Raw genomic sequence first — 19332 nt, forward strand, 5'->3', positions numbered from 1 at the left:
CCGTGAACGCACCCGTCACCCCGACGGCCAACGACCCCCTGGCGCAGGCCGCCTGGGCCGCATTCCGCATCGACGTGCGGGAGTTCGCCGACGAGCAGCTGCCCGACGCGATGGTCCCGTCCCGTTTCGTCGTCCTGCCCGAGCTGCCCAAACTCCCCAACGGGAAGGTCGACCGGAGCAGGCTGCCCGCCGTCGCGGAGGACAGCACGACGGGCGCCGCCGCCTATGTGGCGCCGCAGACGCCCGAGGAGATCCGGATCACCGGGATCTGGGCCGACGTCCTCGGTGTCGGCAGAGTCGGCCTCAAGGACAACTTCTTCGAACTCGGCGGCGACTCCCTCGCGGCCGCGCAGATGGCGGCCCGGCTGCGGGTGGCGACCGGCGTCCAGATCAGTCTGCGCAAGCTGTTCGACCACCCGACCGTGGAACGTCTGGTGCGGCACCTGGACTCGGCGGACGGCGCGGCCTCCGCCACGGGCCCGGCGGGACACCCGCGCTCCATCGCCAGTGCGGATCTGGCGTCGGAGGCCGTGCTGCCCGCCGACATCGTCCCGGCCGCGGACGCCCTGCCGGCCTCCCGGGGCCCGTACACCAGCGTGCTGTTGACCGGCGGCACCGGCTACACCGGCGCCTTCCTGATGCGCGAACTGCTCGACCGCTCCACCGCCCATCTGCACGTGCTGGTCCGCTCCGACAGCCCCGCGCAGGCGGCGGCCCGGGTCAGGGCCGCGATGGAGTTGTACGGGGTGTGGCAGGACGGCGACGAGAAACGGTTCACCGGAGTGCCGGGCGACCTGGCCCGGCCGTACTTCGGGCTGGACCGGGACACGTATCTGCCGCTGGCCCGCGACATCGAGATGATCGTCCACAACGGCGCCTGGTCCAGCTACGCGCTGCCCTACCGGCGGCTCAAGCCGGTCAACGTGCTCGGCACCCAGGAGGTGCTGCGGCTCGCGGCCAGGCACCGCATCAAGCCCGTGCACTACGTCTCCTCGCTCGCCGTCTACCCGGGCCGCCCCGGTGAGCACCGCTGGGCGGAGGACGCGGCGACCGGGCCCGAGGGCGTGGTCGGCGGATACCGGCAGACCAAGTGGGTCGGCGACCGCATGATGGCGCAGGCCCACGCGCGGGGACTGCCCACCTGTGTGTACCGCCCCGGCCAGATCGCCGGCGCGCAGACCAGCGGCTCCTGCGCCACGGACACCTTCCTCAACGCGACGATGAAGGGCTGTATCCAGCTCGGCGCGGCACTGGAGTTCGACGTCTTCCTGGAGATGACCCCGGTCGACTTCTGCGCGGCGACCGTGGCCCATGTGGCGCTCGGCGGGCAGTGGCACGGGACCGCCTTCAACCTGCCGGGCGGACATCCACTGGCCTGGGACCGGCTCGTCACGCTGCTCGCCGAGTGCGGCTATCCGCTGCGCCGGCTCTCGTACACCGACTGGTACGCCGAGCTGACGGCCGCGACGGAGCGCGGCGAGGACAACGAACTCGCCCGGTTCCTGCCGCTGTTCGGCCCCGAGCTGCCCGCCGAGGACCTCGGCTACCGCGGCAGCAGGCCGGTCTTCGAGACCGCCAACCTGCGGGCGGCGCTGGCCGGTTCGGGCATCGACTGCCTGCCGCCGGAGCGCGAGCTGATCGGCCGCTATCTCGACTACTTCGAAGCCACCTCCTACCTGCCCGCACGTGCCGAGAGGACTGCCCCGTGACCGACTCCTCCCTTCTGAGCGAGCCCAGCGCCGTGCATCTGCTGCGCCGTCACGCCGTGGAGCGGGCCGAGCGCGCCGCTGTCACCTTCGTCCACGACCACGACGCCCCCGACGGCGCCCGCACGCTCCACTACGCCGAGCTCGACGCCGAGGCCCGCCGCATCGCGTCCTGGCTCCAGCAGCACTCCGCGCCCGGCGACCGGGTCATGCTGCTGCACCCGCCGGGCCTGCCCTTCGTCACGGCCTTCCTCGGCTGCCTGTACGCGGGCGTCGTCGCGGTGCCCTCGCCGATGCCGGGACAGTTCCAGTACCAGCAGCGCCGGGTCACCAGGATCGCCGTGGACTCGGGGGTACGCGTCGCCCTCACCGACACCGGGCAGCTGGCCGAGGCCCGTCGGTGGAGCGCCGCGGAGGACCTGGACCTCACCGTCGCGGCGAGCGACGCCGAGGACTTCGGTGACGCCGGCCGGTGGCGCGACCCGCGGGCCGGCTCGGGCGACCTGGCGCTGCTCCAGTACACGTCCGGTTCGACCGGCGACCCCAAGGGCGTCATGGTCGACCACGGAAACCTGCTGCACAACGTGGACAGCCTGCGCCGCGCCCTCGGTCTGACCGAGGACACCGGCTTCGGCGGCTGGATCCCGCTGTACCACGACATGGGACTGATGGGTCAGTTGCTGCCCAGCCTGTTCCTCGGCAGCAGTTGCACGCTGATGTCCCCGATGGCGTTCCTCAAGCGCCCGCACCAGTGGCTCGCCATGATCGGCACGTACGGCATCGGCTACTCGGCCGCTCCCAACTTCGCCTACGAGCTGTGCCTGCGCCGGGTCACCGACGCCCAGCTCTCCCGACTCGACCTCTCGGGCTGGCAGTTCGCGGCCAACGGGTCCGAGCCGATCCAGGCGTCCACCCTGCGCGACTTCGCGGACCGCTTCGCCCCGGCCGGTTTCCGCGCCGAATCCCTCGCGCCCTGCTACGGAATGGCCGAGGCCACCGTGTTCGTGTCGGGACGGGCGAACCGGCCGCCACGCATCGAGCCCGTGGACCCGGAGTCCCTGGAGAAGCACGTCCTGGAGGCCCCGAGGCCCGGCGGGCCGGTACGGGAGCTGGTCGGCTGCGGCGACGTACCCGACTTCGACGTGCGCGTCGTCGACCCGGCCGACCACCGGGTGCTGCCCGACGGCACCACCGGGGAGATCTGGCTGCGCGGTCCCAGCGTGGCCGCCGGTTACTGGGGCCGGCCCGACGCGACCGAGGCGGCCTTCGCGGCCCGTACCGCCGACGGCGACGGCCCGTTCCTGCGCACCGGCGACCTCGGCGCGCTGCTCGACGGCGAGCTCTATGTGACCGGCCGCAGCAAGGACCTGCTGATCGTGCACGGCCGCAATCTCTACCCGCAGGACATCGAGCACGAACTGCGCCTCCAGCACCCCCCGTTGGCGACGCTGGCGGGTACCGCGTTCACCGTTCCGGTGCCGCAGGAGGAGGTCGTCGTGCTGCACGAGATCCGCGGCCGGTTCGGCGCCGAGGAGCTGGCGGAGCTGGCCGTGGCGATGCGCGCGACGGTCTACCGCGAGTTCGGGGTGCGCACGGCCGGCCTGGTCCTGCTCAGGCCGGGCGCCGTCCGCAAGACCACCAGCGGAAAGGTGCAGCGCTCCGAGATGCGCGGACTGTTCCTGGAGCGCGCGCTCACCCCGGTGCACGAGGAGATCGACCCCGCGGTACGGGCCCTGTTCACGGAGGCGGACATATGACCGCGGCCCTCCCGGGGTGGCCGTCCGGCCTGCCCGCCGCACTGGACGCCGCGATCCGGGACGCCCCCGTCACGGACGGGCCGTTCACCGCGTCGCACATCGCACGGCTCGACGCCCGGGAGGAGTTCCCCGCCGAGGCCTGCGCGCTGCTGGACGGCTGCGGGATCGCCCGTGCCTACGTCCCGGCGGAGCTGGGCGGCACCCCGGGCGGACTGCCCGAACTGCTGGCCTCCCTGCGGACGGTGGCGCGCCACGACGTGACCGCCGCGGTCGCGCACGGCAAGACCTTTCTCGGTTGCGTGTCGACCTGGGTCGCCGGATCCGACGAACAGCGGCGCGAACTCGCCCGGCAGGTCCTGGACGAGGGCGCCGTCGTGTCCTGGGGACTGACCGAGCCGGGCCGCGGCAGCGACCTGCTGGCAGGACAGCTCACCGCGGTGCCGACGGACACGGGCGGCTGGCGGCTCGACGGAACGAAGTGGCCGATCAACAACGCGACCCGGGGCCGTCTCGTCGCCGTACTCGCCCGCACCTCACCCGAGGGCGGAGCACGCGGATTCAGCGTCTTCCTGGTGGACAAGTACGCCCTGAGGCCGAGCAGTTGGCAGCCGTTGCCGAAGGAGCCCACGCACGGCATCCGGGGCGCCGACATCAGCGGCATCCGCTTCGACGGGGCCGAGGTCCCCGCCACCGCGCTGAACGGCCGGGTCGGCGACGGCCTGGAGATCGTCCTGAAGTCCCTGCAACTGACCCGGACCGTGTGCACCTCGCTCTCGCTCGGCGCGGGCGAACACGCGCTGCGTCTGGCCCATGAGTTCGCCCGGCAGCGTGCCATGTACGGCACCACTCTGCTCCAGCTCCCGCTCGCCCGGCGGACCTTGGGACGGGCCGCGGCCTCGCTGACGCTCGCCGACGCCGCCTCGCTGATGGGGGCACGCTCCGCGCACGGCCTGACCGGCGAGATGAGCGTGGTCTCGGCCGTGGTCAAGGCGGGGGTGCCGGAGATGGTCCAGCAGACGATCGACGAACTCGCCGAACTGCTGGGAGCACGCGGCTTCCTGACCGGCCATCATGCCGACGGGATGTTCCAGAAGCTGGAGCGCGACCACCGTATCGTCGCCATCTTCGACGGCAGCACAGCCGTGAACCGCTCGTCGCTGATCGCCCAGTTCCCCGCCCTCGCCCGGCTGGCCCGCACCGGAGCGCACGACGCACCCGGCCTCGCCGCCACCGCCGAGGTGTCGACGCCGCCGCCCCTGCGTCCCGGCGCGCTGCGCCTGATGAGCCGTACCGGATGCAGCGTCGTGCAGGGTCTGTCCGCAGCGGCCGACCGGCTCGGCGAACTGGCCGCGGCCGACGCCGTCCCACGGCGGGCGCACGAGCTGGCCGCCGCGCTCACCGAGGAGGTCGCGGCGGTCGCGGACGCCATGACGGCACTGCGCCCGGCCACCCGCGACACACCCCCGGAGGCCTTCGCCGTCGCCCGCCACTACGAGGTGTGCTTCGCGGGCGCGTCCGCCGCCCATCTGCTCCTCGCGGCCCCGGGCGACGCAGGACGCGCGCCACGGCTGACGGCCGCCATGGAGCGTGCGCTCGAACTCCTCAGGCCCGGTCACGAAGCGCCGGACGAAGCGTACGAGGACCTGCTGTCCACGATGGCGGATGCGGGCGGCACCTGCGAGGCACACACCGCGAAGGAGCTGATCACATGACGCCAGCAGGTCCCGCCGCCCCCGCCGGGTCCACGGAGACCGCACGGAGCGAGGGCGGCGCCCCCGCGCGAACCGCCGTACGAGAGGTGTACGACAAGGAGATCGGCGCCCTGGAGGACCTGTTCGGCGAGGCGGGCGACCCGGCGAACCCGGTGTCCTCGGCCGCGGTCGTCGCTGCCGACGAGCGCGGCGAGATGCTCGCGGCGGGTGAGAGCCTGCTGACCGGCTACGGGCTGAACGCGCACTTCGTGCCCGCGTCGCTCGGCGGCCGGTTCGCCGGTCTCGAAGGGCTGATCGGTGTCATGCGCGCGGTGTACCGGCGCGATCCCTGTCTGGGCCTCGGATACGGCGCGGGCTCCTTCATGGCCGGGGTCAACGTGTGGACGGCGGGCGGTCCGGCGCAGCAGGCCCGGCTCGCCGAGCGGCTGCTGGCCGGCGGGCGCGCGGCCTGCGCGTACCACGAACTCGCGCACGGCAACGACTTCTCCCGCGCCGGTCTCACCGCGCTGCCCGGCCCCGACGGCCGTCTCCTGCTGAACGGCCGCAAGGAGGTCGTGGCCAATCTGCGCCGGGCCGGGACCATGGTCCTGTTCGCGCGCACGGACCCGGCCCGGGGAAGCCGCAGTCACTCCCAACTCCTTCTCGACACGCAGGACCTGCCGCCGGAAGCGGTACGGCACCTGGAACGGTTCGACACCGTGGGCATGCGCGGGGTGCAGCTCGGCGGTGTCGAGTTCGCCGACTGCCCGGTCCCGGACGGCAGCGTGCTGGGCAGCCCCGGCCTCGGGGTCGAAACGGCCCTGCGTTCCTTCCAGTTGACCCGGATCGCGTTGCCGGGGATGACGATCGGGCTGCTCGACACCGCGCTGCGCAGCGCCCTGCGCGGGGCGCTCGGTCGCTCCCTGTACGGCGGGAGCGTCACCGGTCTTCCGTTGTCCCGGTCTGTCCTCGCCGAGACCTTCGCGGATCTGCTGCTCGTGGACACCTTCACCACGGTGGCGGCCCGCGCCGTGCACACGGCGCCCGCCCAGGCCGGTGTCTACGCGAGCGCGGTCAAGTCGTTCGTGCCGCGGGTGCTGATGCGGGCGGTCTACCGGCTGTCCGAGCTGCTCGGCTCGCAGTTCTATCTGCGGGGCGCCGGACAGCCGCTGTTCCAGAAGCTGTTGCGCGATGTGCAGCCGTCGGCGTTCGGGCATGCCTCCCGGGTCTCCTGCCAGTCCGCGCTGCTTCCGCAGCTCCAGCTGACCGCCCGCCGAGGCTGGTTGAAAGAGGACGCCGCCGATCTGCCCTCGGAGACGTTCCGCCCGGGCGGGCCGGTGCCAAGGCTGCGCTTCGCGAGCCTGGCCGTGACGGGCGGCGGTCGCGACCCGCTGTCCCGCTCACTGGTGACGGGTGCGGCGGGCGCGCGGGAGACCGGCGAGGTCGCGGTGCAGGCCCGCGCCTGGTGCGCCGAACTCGAAGCGCTGGCAGCCGCCGCGGCCCGCCTCGGGCCCGGCCGGGCAGGCCCTGCCGCGACACCGTACGCCTTCGGACTCACCACCCGCTGGGCCGGTGTCCTGGCGGCCTCCGCCTGCCTGAACACCTGGTGGCAACGGCCGGACGACGCCGCCCCCGAGTTCGCCTTGCGACCGGCAGGGCTGCTCGCCGCCCTGCACCGCCTCGGCGCCCACCTGGACCGGCACCGCGACCCGCTCCCCGCAACCCTCACCGAACCCCTCTACGCCGAACTCGTCCGGCGCCTCGACGCAGGCCTGACCTTCGACCTCGACTGCCGCCCCACCGGGGCCTGACCACTCACCCGGAGAACCCCATGTCCGAACTCACCACCCAGCCCGCAGCGGTCACCGTCCACGAGGTCCGCGAGTGGCTGCGCGGCCGCGTGGCCGCCCACACCGGGCGCCCGGCCGACACGATCCGTCCCGACCTGCCGCTCAGCGAGTACGGCCTCGACTCGGTGTACGTGCTCGGCCTGTGCGCCGAGATAGAGGACCACTACGGCATAGAGGTCGAGGCGACGGTGATGTGGGACCACCCGTCCCTCGACCCGCTCGCCGAGGCCCTGGTCCCGCTGATCGCCGCCGGCTGACCGCCGCACCTCGCCGATCCCGCCGACCGCCGCACTTCCACTTCCCCGATCCCGGAGTGACCGCGATGACCGCCACACTGCCCGAGTTCCCGATGCCCCGCACCCATCCGCTCGACCCGCCGCCGCAGTACCGGGCGCTCGGCGCCGAGCACCCGGTGTTCCAGGTACGTACGCCGCGTGGCGACACTGCCTGGGTCGTCACCCGCCACGAGGACGTACGGGCCGTTCTCACCCACCGCGCCTTCAGCTCGGACCCGCGCACCCCAGGCTTCCCCACCTATGTCACCGGTGACGTGCCGCCGCCGGCCGGCTTCTTCATGCAGGCGGACCCGCCGGATCACGGCCGGTTGCGCCGCTCGGTGACCCGGGAGTTCCTGATCAACCAGATGGAGGCGCTGCGGCCCACGATGCGCCGCATCCTCGACGGGCTCATCGACGCGATGACTGCCGACGGCGCCGAATCCGCCGATCTGGTCCGGCAGTTCGCCCTGCCCATGGCCGCCATGACCATCTGCGAGATCCTCGGCGTCCCGTTCGAGGACCATGTGCTGTTCGTGTCCCTCACCGACACGGTCCTGGACCGCACCACCCCTCCCGAGGAGGCGGTGAAGGCTGCGGTCGAGCTGATGGGCTACTTCGACCGCCTGGTGACGGCGAAGGAGGCCGAGGCCTCCGAGGACCTCTTCGGACGCATGGTGACCCGCTCCGCCGACGGCGGCCTGAACCACGAGGAACTCGTGGGCATGGCAGCGCTGTTGCTGCTCGCCGGCTACGACACGATGGCCCAGATGATCGGCATCGGCACCGTCACCCTCTTCGAACACCCGGGCCAGCTCGCGGAGCTGAAGCAGGACACCGCTCTGCTGCCCGGCGCGGTCGAGGAGATGCTGCGCTACCTGTCGATCAACCACGCGGGTCTGCCGCGGGCCGCCGTCGAGGACGTGGTCGTGGGCGGGCGGCAGATCCGCGCCGGCGACGGCGTCCTGGTGATGCTGAACGCCGCGAACCGCGACGAGAGCGTCTTCGAGAACGCCGACAGCTTCGACATCCGCCGCGAGAACAACAGCAACCACGTCGCCTTCGGCCACGGCTTCCACAAGTGCGTCGGCGCCACCCTCGCCCGGGTGGAGCTGACCGAGGTGTTCGGCGGCCTCTTCGAACGGCTTCCGGGGCTGCGCCCGTTGAAGCCGATCGAGGAGCTGCCGTTCCGCCACGACATGGTGCTGTACGGCGTGCGGGAGCTGCCCGTCGCCTGGTGACCCCCGGCACCCCCGGCCTTCCCCTCACCCCCCACCACACACACGGAACTCCCCCTCACCACACACACGGAACTCCCCCGAATGGATCTCCCTCGATGACCGTTTGCCCACACGCCTCCCCTCCTTCCACCTCCGCCTCCACCCTGTTCACCCCCGAGTTCGTCGCCGACCCGTACCCGGCGTACGCCGCCCTGCGCCGGAGCGCGCCCGCGCACCGGGTCACCCTGCCCGGCGGGGTCGAGGCCTGGCTGCTCACCCGCTACGAGGACTGCCGCCGCGCCTTCCTCGACAACGACTCGTACTCCAAGGACATGGCGGGCACCTGGACCGCGTTCCAGGAGCAGCGGGTCCCGGTCACCGGTGACGTGGTGATCGGCATGGGCGACTCCATGCTGGTCTCGGACCCGCCGCGGCACACCCGGCTGCGCTCGCTGGTCGCGAAGGGGTTCACCCCCCGCCGTATCGAAGCCCTCGCGCCGAGCATCGAGCGGACCGCCACCCGGCTGCTCGGCGAGCTGCTGGCGCGCGACGGCGAACGGGCCGGGCGGGCGGACCTGACCACCGAGTTCGCGGCCCTGCTGCCCATGGAGGTCATCCGCCGGCTGCTGGACGTGCCCGCCGAGGACGGCGAGCGGCTGCGGCACGCGGTCGAGGCCGTCATGAGCAACGACGAGGACAGCCGCGACGCGGCGATGGCCGCGTTCCAGGAGGTGCACGGCACTCTGAAGGAGCTGGTCGCGCGCAAGCGTGCCGAGGGCGGCGACGATCTGACGTCGGCGCTCATCGAGGCCCGCGACCGGTCCGACCGGCTGACCGAGGACGAACTGGTCTCGATGCTCGCGCTGCTGCTCTCCGCGGGCCACGAGACGACCGTGAACCTGCTGGGCAGCAGCGTGCTGGCACTGCTGCGCCACCCCCGGCAGCTCGCGCTGCTGAACCGGGAGCCGCAGCGCTGGCCGGACGCCGTCGAGGAGGTGCTGCGCTGGGACGGCCCGATCCAGAACGCGATCTGGCGCTTCACCCGCAAGCCGGTCACCGTCGGGGACGTCACCATCCCGGCGGGCGAGGCCGTCGCCCTGAGCGTGGCCGCCGCCGACCGCGACCCGGCGCGCTTCCCCGAGAGCGAGGAGTTCGACATCACCCGCGGCGAGCGTTCGCACCTGGCGTTCGGGCACGGCATCCACCACTGCCTCGGCGCCCCGCTGGCACGCCTGGAAGCGCGGATCGCGGTCCCGCTGATCTTCGCCACGCTCCCGGGCCTGGCGCTCGACGGCGAGCCGTCGTACCGCTCGTCCACCGTCTCCCGTGCCCTGTCCTCCCTTCCGGTGACCTTCGCACCGGTGACGATCGAGAACGTAGGCTGATCGGTATGAAGATCCTTGCGCTGTGCGGAAGTCTGCGGGCGGGGTCGCTCAACGCGGCCGTACTGCGGTCGGCTGCCGACCTGTTCGCGGAGCCGTGGGAGATCACCGTCGAGCCGGACCTCGGCCGGCTGCCCTTCTTCAACGCGGACGTGGAGGAGAACGACCTCCCCGGGGTCGTGGCGGAGCTGCGCGCCCGGCTCGGCGCCTCGGACGGCCTGCTGATAGCCACCCCCGAGTACGCCCACGGCACCTCGGGCGTCCTGAAGAACGCGCTGGAGTGGCTGGTGGGCGGCGGCGAGATCGCCGGCAAGCCGGTGGCCCTGGTGAGCGCGTCCCCCGCCGTCACCGGCGGCGACCGGGCCCGTGCCTGGCTGGCCGAGACCCTCACCGTGATGGGCGCCGACGTCCTCCCGGACGGGCTGCGCATCCCCCAGGCCACCCGCAAGGTGACGGACGGCCGTCTCACGGACGAGCCCACCCTGACGGCACTTCAGGAGCTGCTCGACGGCCTCGCCCGAGCGGTGGCGCGGTCCCGGGACGAGAAAGACGTACTCGCGTCCTGAACCCGGCCGACCTCCTTGCCGGACACACCGGTCCCGCGCGTGCGAGCGTGCACACGTGACCTTGGCTACCGCAAGGCCGATACTGGGGGCGACGACCCTCCCGCCGATCCGCACCGGGTCCGGCCGGAGAAAAGCGCAGATCAGGAACCCCTCAGTTCATCTGACCGGGAGGTACCCATGAGGATGCTCATCAATGTCCCGGAGTCCGTGGTCGCGGACGCTCTACGGGGCATGGCGGCGGCCCATCCGGAGCTGACCGTCGACGTGGAGAACCGCGTGATCGTACGGCGGGACGCCCCGGTGTCCGGCGAGGTCGCCCTCGTCTCCGGCGGAGGGTCGGGGCACGAGCCCCTGCACGGCGGCTTCGTGGGTCCCGGGATGCTCTCCGCGGCGTGCCCAGGCGAGGTGTTCACGTCGCCTGTTCCGGATCAGATGGTGCGGGCGGCGGCAGCCGTGGACAGCGGTGCCGGGGTGCTGTTCGTGGTGAAGAACTACACCGGGGACGTCCTCAACTTCGACATGGCGGCCGAACTCGCCGAGGACGAGGGCATCCGCATCGCCAAGGTGCTGGTCGACGACGACGTGGCGGTCACCGACAGCCTGTACACGGCCGGCCGCCGTGGCACCGGTGCCACGCTGTTCGTGGAGAAGCTGGCCGGGGCGGCCGCCGCCGAGGGACGGCCGCTGGAGGACGTGGAGTCGATCGCCCGGCAGGTCAACGCGAACTCCCGCAGTTTCGGTGTGGCGCTCGGCGCGGTCACCACGCCCGCGAAGGGATCCCCCACCTTCGACCTGCCGCCGGGCGAACTGGAGCTGGGCATCGGCATCCACGGCGAGCCGGGCCGGGAGCGACGGGCGATGATGACCTCGGGCGAGATCGCCGACTTCGCCGTCCACGCGATCCTCGACGACATGCCCGTACGCAATCCCGTCCTCCTCCTGGTCAACGGCATGGGCGCGACACCGCTGCTGGAGCTGTACGGCTTCAACGCCGAGGTGCAGCGGGTGCTCAGGGAACGCGGGGTGCCCGTCGCCCGCACGCTCGTCGGCAACTACGTGACCTCGCTCGACATGGCGGGCGCATCGGTGACGCTGTGCCAGGTCGACGAGGAACTGCTGCGGCTGTGGGACGCGCCCGTCAGGACACCGGGCCTGCGCTGGGGTGTCTGACCCGGTGGACCCGACGGCCGAGGTACCTACCACGCAAGGAGATCCCGTGCTCGACGCCGACTTCTTCCGCCGCTGGATGACGGCCGCCGCCGCCGCCGTCGACCGCGAGGCGGAACGGCTCACCGCCCTCGACTCGCCGATCGGGGACGCCGACCACGGCAGCAACCTCCGGCGGGGGTTCGCCGCGGTGACCGCCACGCTGGAGAAGGAGGCGCCCCAGACGCCCGGCGCCGTCCTGACGCTCGCCGGACGGCAGCTCATCTCCACCGTCGGCGGCGCGTCCGGACCGCTCTACGGGACCCTGCTGCGCCGCACCGGCAAGGCACTCGGCGAGGCCGCCGAGGTGGACGAGGAGCAGTTCGCGGTGGCCCTGCGGGCGGGCGTGGACGCCGTCATGGCGCTCGGCGGTGCCGCTCCCGGCGACAAGACCATGGTCGACGCCCTGGTGCCGGCGATCGACGCCCTCGACGAGGGGTTCGGCGCGGCCCGCACCGCCGCCGAGCAGGGCGCCGAGGCGACCGTTCCGCTCCAGGCCCGCAAGGGCCGGGCCAGCTATCTGGGCGAGCGCAGCATCGGGCACCAGGACCCCGGTGCCACCTCGTCGGCGCTGCTGATCGCCGCTCTCGTGGAGGCTGACGATGAGTGACAGGAACCTGGTCGGGATCGTGCTGGTGTCGCACAGTGCGCGGGTGGCCGAGTCCGTGGCCGAGCTGGCGCAGGGCCTGGCGGGCGACGGGGGCACGGTGTCCGTCGCGACGGCGGGCGGCACCACGGGCGGCGGCTTCGGCACCAGCGCCGAGCTGATCGCCGCCGCGGCCGCGGCCGTCGACCGGGGCGCCGGGGTCGCCGTCCTCGCCGACCTCGGCAGCGCCGTGCTGACCGTGAAGGCGCTGCTGGCGGAGGGCGGCGAACTGCCCGACAACACCCGCCTGGTCGACGCGCCGTTCGTCGAGGGCGCGGTCGCCGCGGTCGTCACGGCGTCGACGGGAGCCGACCTCGGCGCGGTGGAGGTGGCGGCGACGGAGGCGTACGCCTACCGGAAGGTGTGAGGACGGCCGCGGGAGACAGCCGGGCGGCCGCGCGCGATCACGGCCGGCTGCCGGCCCGTCGGCCGCGCACGGGCCCCTCGGCCGTCCGCAAGTCTGCGGGCCGTCCGCAGGCGTGTAGGCGGTCCTGGGCCGGTGGGCCGTACGGTGCGGCCCGCCCCGGCGGCCCGACCGGGGCCGGGGGGCCGGAACCCTTCCAGGTCGCGGCCGCCCGGACACCCGCACCGGCGCGGGATCAGCGACGACAGCGGTCCGCGCCACAGGCGTGAACTCCCCGCTCCGTCCGGAGAGTTCGGCCCTGAGGAAGTTCAGCATACGTAACCTCCGCGCACTGTCACCCATGACGCCACCCGGACCGCCGCACAAGCCGCCATACGGACCGCCGCACGGGCCTCCGCTCCACCGCCCTCTTGAAGGGACAGCAACAACGGGGTCATATTGGTCCGGACCATTGCCACCGTGTCCTGCCCCGACGGGAGGCGAGTCGTGCGCCGTGCGCTGCCGCTGTGCGGGCTCCTGCTGGTCGCGTCCTGCGGCTTGCCGGGGGCCGGGGAGGAGACCGGCCGCATGCCCGGCGCGCCGACGGGAGTCACCGCCGTCGCGGGCAGCGCGACCAGCGTGCACGTCATGTGGAACGCGGCCCCGGCCGCCCAGGGGGTCGACGGGTACGAGGTGTACCGCGGCCCCACGAAAGTCACCGAGGTGCCCGGCTCCACCCACATGGTCGACGTCGTCCGGCTTCACCCGTCCACCGCGTACGTCTTCACCGTGCGCGCCCGCGACTCCGCAGGCCGGCTCGGGCCGCGCAGTCTCGAGGTGCGCGCCACGACTCCCGCGGCCGTGGCCGCGGACCGCTCGGCCCCGACCGCTCCGGGCCGCCTGGCCGGGCGGACGGCCGGCGGCCGGGCCGTCCAGCTGTCCTGGTCCGCCTCTACGGACGACCGGAAGGTGGTCTCGTACGAGATCTACCAGGGCGGTACGAAGATCCACAGCGTCGGCGGGGGCCAGACGGCGACGGTGGTGACCGGACTGCGGCCGGACACCCGCTACTCCTTCACCGTCCGGGCCCGGGACGCCGCGGACAACCTCTCGCCCGCCAGTGACACCGTCGGACTCACCACCGCGCCGGGCACGGACGACGGCCGGGACACCGCGCCGTCCGCCTTCCGCGCGACGACCCATACCGCGGACGGGGCCTGCTACCTCGACCTGTCCTGGCTCCCGCCGCGCACGGACGGCGTGGTCACCGAGTATCAGATCCAGCTCGACGGCCGTACGGCCACTTCCCTGGCCTGGGGCGGGACCCCGCCGCGCGGCCGGGCGACGTACAGCTTCTACCTGGGGCGGGAGTCGGCGACGCACCACCGGGTACGGCTGCGGGCCAGGCTGCCGGACGGCACCTGGGGCGGATTCTCACCGGAGTTGACGGTGACGACGGCGACGGGCGGCACGGCGGCTCCCTGACCTCCCGGCGTGATCCGCGGCGGAACGGATCCGGTCACCTGTCTGGGGGCGGCCGGAATGCGGGCCGGTCCGCGGGCACGTTGGCTGCATCTGAGGGGCACGGCCTTCCCCGATCCTCGGCGGCGTCAGGACGCTCCGCCGACCGTGCCGCCGGAGGACACCGATGCGCACTGCCCACCTCCTTCTGCGCGCCGGCCCGACCTGTGCGGCCGCCGCGGCACTCCCGCTCGCCCTGGCCCCCGCCCCGGCCCTGGCCCGAGGTCCGGGCATCTCGGTGAGCACGACCGGAACGACGGTCTCGGTGACCACCACCGCATGCGCCCAGCTGAACGGCAGTTGGGGCACCGCCGCCCTGCTCACCCCCAACCAGGGGGCCTTCTCCGAGGGGCGGCAGGCGACGCTCTCGGGCTCCGCCGCCGGCCAGTCCGCGGCCTGGGCGAACGTCGCCCCGGGCACCTACACGGTCGTCGTCACCTGCTCGAACAGTGCCACCGCCGGAACCCAGTCCGTGATCGTCTCCGGGCAGGCCGGGACGACGACCACCGCGACGTCCGCGCCCGTGCCCGCCCCCTCGCCCACGGCCGCACCGGCGCGTGGCGTCCTGGGCGGACTCGGCGGCGGCACACAGGACTACGGCGACCTGCCGACGGCCGCGGGCGGAGCGCTGGTGGGCGGCGGCGTCGTCGCCACGTACTTCATCCTGCGCCGACGCTCCCGGCCGCGCCGCTTCTAGCCTGCGCGGGCCCCCGACCGGGACCGGCGGTCACACCCGACCGTCGTGCTCCGGCTGTTGCTGCGGCTGCCTCTCCGGCTGTTGCTCCGGATGTTGTTCCAGCTGTTGCTCCAGCTGTGCGAACTCCGCCAGCGCATGGGTGAGCCAGCCCGTCCAGAAGGTCTCCAGGTCGATGCCCGCACGCAGCACGAGATGCCGCAGCCGGTCCTGGTCGCCGTCCGCACCGGGCGGGAAGTCCCGCTCCTCGATCTGCCGGTACTCGGCCAACTGGCTCCGGTGCAGGTCGAGATGGCGGCGCAGGTCGGCCTCGAGCCCCGCGGTGCCGACCACGGCCGCGGCCCGCAGCCGCAGCAGCAGCGCGTCGCGGTGCGGCTTCGGGTCCTGGGCGGCGGCCGTCCAGCGGGCCAGTTCCGCGCGGCCCGCGGGCAGGACCTCGTAGGTCTTCTTCTGCCCGCGGACCGGCTGTTCGGCCGGCAGAGCGCGGATGTACCCCTCGGTCTCCAGTCGTCCCAGCTCGCGATAGATCTGCTGATGCGTCGCCGACCAGAAGTAGCCGATCGACCTGTCGAACCGGCGGGTCAGGTCCAGGCCCGACGACGGCTTCTCGAGCAGGGCGGTGAGGATCGCGTGCGGGAGTGACATGGAGTCATCCTAGGGACGCCCTACGGCGGCTAAAGCGCCGCCGCCAGCTCCGTGCCCTGCTTGATGGCGCGCTTGGCGTCGAGCTCGGCGGCCACGTCGGCGCCGCCGATGAGGTGCGCGCTGCGGCCGGCGGCGAGCAGCTCCTCGTACAGCCCGCGGCGCGGCTCCTGCCCGGTGGCCAGCACGATCGTGTCGACGGCGAGGACCGTGCTCTCGTCACCGACGGTGATGTGCAGTCCGGCGTCGTCGATCCGGTCGTAGCGCACGCCCGGGACCATGGTGACGCCGCGGTGCTTCAGCTCGGTGCGGTGGATCCAGCCGGTGGTCTTGCCGAGGCCGGCACCGACCTTGCTGGTCTTGCGCTGGAGCAGGTGCACGGTGCGCGGCGGGGCGGGCCGCTCGGGGGCGGCCAGGCCGCCGGGCGCGCGGTAGTCCAGGTCGACGCCCCACTGGCGGAAGTACGTCGCCGGGTCCTCGTGCGCCTTGTCGCCGCCGTCGGTGAGGTACTCGGCGACGTCGAAGCCGATGCCGCCCGCGCCGAGGATCGCGACGCGGTCGCCGACGGGGGCCTTGTCGCGCAGGACGTCCAGGTAGCCCACGACGCTCGGGTGGTCGATGCCGGGGATCTCCGGGGTGCGCGGGGTGACGCCGGTGGCGACGACCACCTCGTCGTAGTCGGCGAGGTCGGCGGCACCGGCCCAGGTGTCGAGCCGTACGTCCACGCCGTGCGCGTCGAGCTGGTGGCGGAAGTAGCGCAGCGTCTCGTCGAACTCCTGCTTGCCGGGCACCTGCCGGGCCACGTTGAGCTGGCCCCCGATCTCGCTCGCCGCGTCGAACAGGGTGACGGCGTGGCCGCGTTCGGCGGCGCTCACGGCGCAGGCGAGGCCGGCCGGACCCGCGCCCACGACGGCGACGCGCTTGCGCAGCCGGGTCGGCGCGAGGACCAGTTCGGTCTCGTGGCAGGCGCGCGGGTTGACCAGGCAGGAGGTGATCTGTCCGCTGAAGGTGTGGTCGAGGCAGGCCTGGTTGCAGCCGATGCAGGTGTTGATGGCCTCGGGCCGGCCGGCCGCGGCCTTGGCGACGAAGTCGGGGTCGGCCAGCATCGGGCGGGCCATCGACACCATGTCGGCGCCGCCGTCGGCTATCAACTGCTCGGCGAGCTCGGGGGTGTTGATGCGGTTCGTCGTCACCAGCGGCACCGAGACCGCGCCCATGAGCTTCTTCGTGACCCAGGTGTAGGCGCCGCGCGGCACGGAGGTCGCGATGGTCGGGATGCGGGCCTCGTGCCAGCCGATGCCGGTGTTGATGATCGTCGCACCGGCGGCCTCGACGGCCTTGGCGAGCGTGATCACCTCGTCGAGGGAGGAGCCGCCGGGGACGAGGTCCAGCATGGACAGCCGGTAGATGACGATGAAGTCCTCGCCGACCGCCTCACGCACCCGGCGCACGATCTCCACCGGGAAGCGCATCCGGTTCTCGTAGGCGCCGCCCCAGCGGTCGGTGCGCTGGTTGGTCTGGCGGGCGATGAACTCGTTGATGAGGTAGCCCTCGGAGCCCATGATCTCGACGCCGTCGTAGCCGGCCTGCCGGGCGAGCCGGGCGGCACGGGCGTAGTCGCCGATGGTCCGCTCGATGTCGGCGTCGGTCAGCTCACGCGGGGGGAAGGGGCTGATGGGCGCCTGGAGCGGGCTCGGCGCGACCAGGTCGCGGTGGTAGGCGTAGCGCCCGAAGTGCAGGATCTGCATCGCGATCCGGCCGCCCTCGCGGTGCACGGCCTCGGTGATCTCGCGGTGCTGCTCGGCCTCGGCGTCGGTGGTGAGCTTGGCGCCGCCCTCGTAGGGGCGTCCCTCGTCGTTGGGCGCGATGCCGCCGGTGACGATCAGGCCCACTCCCCCGCGCGCCCGGGCGGCGTAGAACTCCGCCATGCGCTCGAAGCCGCGCTCGGCCTCCTCCAGGCCGACGTGCATGGAGCCCATCAGGACGCGGTTGGGCAGCGTGGTGAAGCCCAGGTCGAGCGGGCTCAGCAGGTGGGGGTAACGGCTCATCGAGGCCTCCGTGCGCGGTGCGGTCACCTCCTGTTGTAGAGGACCGGCCCCCGGTTGTGCAACTAGTTGCATAACACGTACGGGGACATGTCGCGGAAGTCACGCGACACGGGTGACGGGGGCCGCGCAGGGCCGGGCGCGAGCCTTGGCGGGTGCGGGCCAGCGTAGGCGCGGGCCGGGGGTCAGGCGCGGGTCGGGGGCAGGCGCGGGCCGGGTTCGCGGCCTGCGCCCGCCCCCGGTTCGGGGCGTGGGCTACCTGCTCCTCAGCCGGATGTGCAGCTCCTGTTCCTGGTCGCCCGAGGCTCCGCTCAGCTCGTGCACGGCGAACAGGTCGTCCAGGGTCATCCGGATCCGGTCGATCGCCCAGTAGCCGCCCTGCACGTCGGCCGTGACGGACCCGGCGAGCCGGGGCGGGCTGTCGCAGCCGTGCCTGTCGGCCACGTCGAACGTGCCGAGCCAGACCGTGGGCCGCGTCTCGTGGACGTGCTGCGGTACGTCCTCGGCGCACCGGTCGGACTCGAAGCACGCGCACAGCGTGTCGAACACGATCCGGGCGTCCTCCTTGGTGCAGTCGCTGATCTCGACGGAGACGGACTGCGGGTGCTGTTCTTCCCTGTCCATCGTGATCGCTCCTCTCCTGGCGGGGTGCCGGTACCACGGGTTCCCCGCGCCACCGCGACCCTCTCCCCAAGAAAAGCACCACCGGTCGGTACGGACCACCGGCGTCGGCCCGGGGCGGGAGCGGGCCGCACCGCCGAGCGACGGACGGCCCTTCCCGGACCCCGGACCGTGGCCCCGGACCGCGGCCCCGGACCGATCCGGACGGCAGGCCCTAACCGCGGGTGAAGCGGTACGTCTTGCTGTCGGTCAGGACGCAGAAGCCCGGGGAGACGACGATCACCCGCAGGGTGCCGGTGCGGCGGTCGAAGTCGATGCCCTCCGCCTCGAACGTGCCCGAGCAGGAGCTGCGCAGGGGCAGCTGACGCAGGGCGGTGACGTGCCCGGAGACGTCGGACGTGCCGTTCGCCTGGCCGGACAGGTCGACCTGGAGGAGCGGCTTGGTGACGCCGAACAGGGTGCCCGCCGGGTCGTCGGAGGAACACAGCAGCTGGGTCGGGGTGGAGAAGTCGCAGCCCTGGACGTCCCGCACCGGGTGGTCCAGGTTGACGGTCGAGACCTGCGGGAGGTTCGCGGACGGCGAGGTGGCCGGGTTGACGCCCGGGGTCGGGAAGACCAGGAAGCGGGTCATCGTGCCGTACTCACCGGAGAGCATCCACTGGCCGTCCGGCGAGATCGCGACCCACGAGTTGTTCAGCGCCTCACCGGAGCCGAGGGTGTGGACGTACTCCGACCAGCCGCCGCCCGGCGCCTGCACCCGGAACATCTTCGCGCCGCCGGAGTCCCGCTGGTAGGGCTCGACGTAGTAGCCGCCGTACGAGGCGTCGGGGTCACCCACATGGTTCCAGCCGCGGCTGGAGACGCCGATAGGGATCGCACCGATGCCCGTGTAGTGGTTGGGGCTTCCGGCGGGGACCTCCACCGAGGTCAGGCCCTGGCTCTCGGTCAGGGGGTCGGCACGGTCGGAACCGACCTCCGTCCAGGTGTCGGCCGCCGCCGCCGCCTGCGGGGCGGCGGACAGGGCGACGACGCCGGCGGTGGCGAGGGCGACCAGGCCCGTCAGTGCGGCGTGACAACGATGCCGGGCGGGACGCGGGCGCAGAGACATCGGACGGCTCCTCCATGGGGGGGTGGGGACGCATTTCGGCGGACAGTCTTGCGTCCCAC

At 73.0% G+C, this 19332-nt stretch carries 17 protein-coding genes; 13 read left to right on the forward strand and 4 right to left on the reverse strand.

Annotated elements, in window-relative coordinates:
- Nucleotides 1-2: 2 nt before the first annotated feature.
- The 13 genes from ACZ7OY_RS20395 (at nt 3) to ACZ7OY_RS20455 (ending at nt 14860) form a co-directional block, all read left to right on the forward strand.
- The gene (locus ACZ7OY_RS20395; protein WP_471912644.1) at nt 3-1709 is read left to right on the forward strand and encodes a thioester reductase domain-containing protein; all 1707 of its coding nucleotides are present in this window, start codon (nt 3-5) and stop codon (nt 1707-1709) included.
- Complete coding sequence (locus ACZ7OY_RS20400; RefSeq protein ID WP_471912645.1) at nt 1706-3463, forward strand: fatty acyl-AMP ligase; 1758 nt, start codon at nt 1706-1708, stop codon at nt 3461-3463. The genes ACZ7OY_RS20395 and ACZ7OY_RS20400 overlap by 4 nt, the downstream gene beginning before the upstream one ends.
- Nucleotides 3460-5175: an acyl-CoA dehydrogenase family protein gene (locus tag ACZ7OY_RS20405; protein WP_471912646.1), complete on the forward strand. Its 1716-nt coding sequence runs from the start codon at nt 3460-3462 to the stop codon at nt 5173-5175. The genes ACZ7OY_RS20400 and ACZ7OY_RS20405 overlap by 4 nt, the downstream gene beginning before the upstream one ends.
- Entirely contained in the window at nt 5172-6965 is a 1794-nt protein-coding gene (locus tag ACZ7OY_RS20410; protein WP_471912647.1) for an acyl-CoA dehydrogenase, read from the forward strand. Before ACZ7OY_RS20405 ends, ACZ7OY_RS20410 begins: the two co-directional genes overlap by 4 nt.
- Nucleotides 6966-6985: 20 nt before the next feature.
- A complete protein-coding gene (locus ACZ7OY_RS20415; protein WP_471912648.1) occupies nt 6986-7261 on the forward strand; it encodes an acyl carrier protein in 276 nt (91 codons plus the stop codon).
- 65 nt (nt 7262-7326) lie between these two features.
- Nucleotides 7327-8520 (forward strand): cytochrome P450, encoded by a 1194-nt coding sequence (locus ACZ7OY_RS20420; protein WP_471912649.1) that lies wholly within the window; start codon nt 7327-7329, stop codon nt 8518-8520.
- Between the two features lie 95 nt (nt 8521-8615).
- The gene (locus tag ACZ7OY_RS20425) at nt 8616-9884 is read left to right on the forward strand and encodes a cytochrome P450 family protein (protein WP_471912650.1); all 1269 of its coding nucleotides are present in this window, start codon (nt 8616-8618) and stop codon (nt 9882-9884) included.
- Between the two features lie 5 nt (nt 9885-9889).
- Nucleotides 9890-10447, forward strand: a complete 558-nt coding sequence (locus ACZ7OY_RS20430) for an NADPH-dependent FMN reductase (protein WP_471912651.1) — start codon at nt 9890-9892, stop codon at nt 10445-10447.
- Nucleotides 10448-10624: 177 nt separating this feature from the next.
- Complete coding sequence (gene dhaK, locus ACZ7OY_RS20435; protein ID WP_471912652.1) at nt 10625-11617, forward strand: dihydroxyacetone kinase subunit DhaK; 993 nt, start codon at nt 10625-10627, stop codon at nt 11615-11617.
- A 46-nt stretch (nt 11618-11663) separates the two neighbouring features.
- On the forward strand, nt 11664-12263 hold the full coding sequence (gene dhaL / locus ACZ7OY_RS20440; protein ID WP_471912653.1) for a dihydroxyacetone kinase subunit DhaL: 600 nt from the start codon (nt 11664-11666) through the stop codon (nt 12261-12263).
- Nucleotides 12256-12666: a PTS-dependent dihydroxyacetone kinase phosphotransferase subunit DhaM gene (locus ACZ7OY_RS20445; RefSeq protein ID WP_471912654.1), complete on the forward strand. Its 411-nt coding sequence runs from the start codon at nt 12256-12258 to the stop codon at nt 12664-12666. Before dhaL ends, ACZ7OY_RS20445 begins: the two co-directional genes overlap by 8 nt.
- A gap of 483 nt (nt 12667-13149) precedes the next feature.
- Nucleotides 13150-14127, forward strand: a complete 978-nt coding sequence (locus ACZ7OY_RS20450; RefSeq protein ID WP_471912655.1) for a fibronectin type III domain-containing protein — start codon at nt 13150-13152, stop codon at nt 14125-14127.
- Nucleotides 14128-14290: 163 nt separating this feature from the next.
- Nucleotides 14291-14860, forward strand: a complete 570-nt coding sequence (locus tag ACZ7OY_RS20455) for a hypothetical protein (protein WP_471912656.1) — start codon at nt 14291-14293, stop codon at nt 14858-14860.
- A gap of 30 nt (nt 14861-14890) precedes the next feature.
- On the opposite strand, the gene ACZ7OY_RS20460 is transcribed toward ACZ7OY_RS20455, so the two are convergent.
- The 4 genes from ACZ7OY_RS20460 to ACZ7OY_RS20475 all read right to left on the reverse strand — a co-directional run bounded on the left by ACZ7OY_RS20460 (nt 14891) and on the right by ACZ7OY_RS20475 (nt 19273).
- A complete protein-coding gene (locus ACZ7OY_RS20460; RefSeq protein WP_471912657.1) occupies nt 14891-15502 on the reverse strand; it encodes a PadR family transcriptional regulator in 612 nt (203 codons plus the stop codon).
- 29 nt (nt 15503-15531) lie between these two features.
- The gene (locus tag ACZ7OY_RS20465; protein WP_471912658.1) at nt 15532-17547 is read right to left on the reverse strand and encodes an NADPH-dependent 2,4-dienoyl-CoA reductase; all 2016 of its coding nucleotides are present in this window, start codon (nt 17545-17547) and stop codon (nt 15532-15534) included.
- A gap of 252 nt (nt 17548-17799) precedes the next feature.
- Nucleotides 17800-18168, reverse strand: coding sequence for a hypothetical protein (locus ACZ7OY_RS20470; protein ID WP_471912659.1), 369 nt, complete (start codon nt 18166-18168; stop codon nt 17800-17802).
- A 211-nt stretch (nt 18169-18379) separates the two neighbouring features.
- Complete coding sequence (locus ACZ7OY_RS20475; protein WP_471912660.1) at nt 18380-19273, reverse strand: hypothetical protein; 894 nt, start codon at nt 19271-19273, stop codon at nt 18380-18382.
- Nucleotides 19274-19332: the final 59 nt, after the last annotated feature.

It is taken from the genome of Streptomyces sp. NPDC107559, from assembly GCF_055657365.1.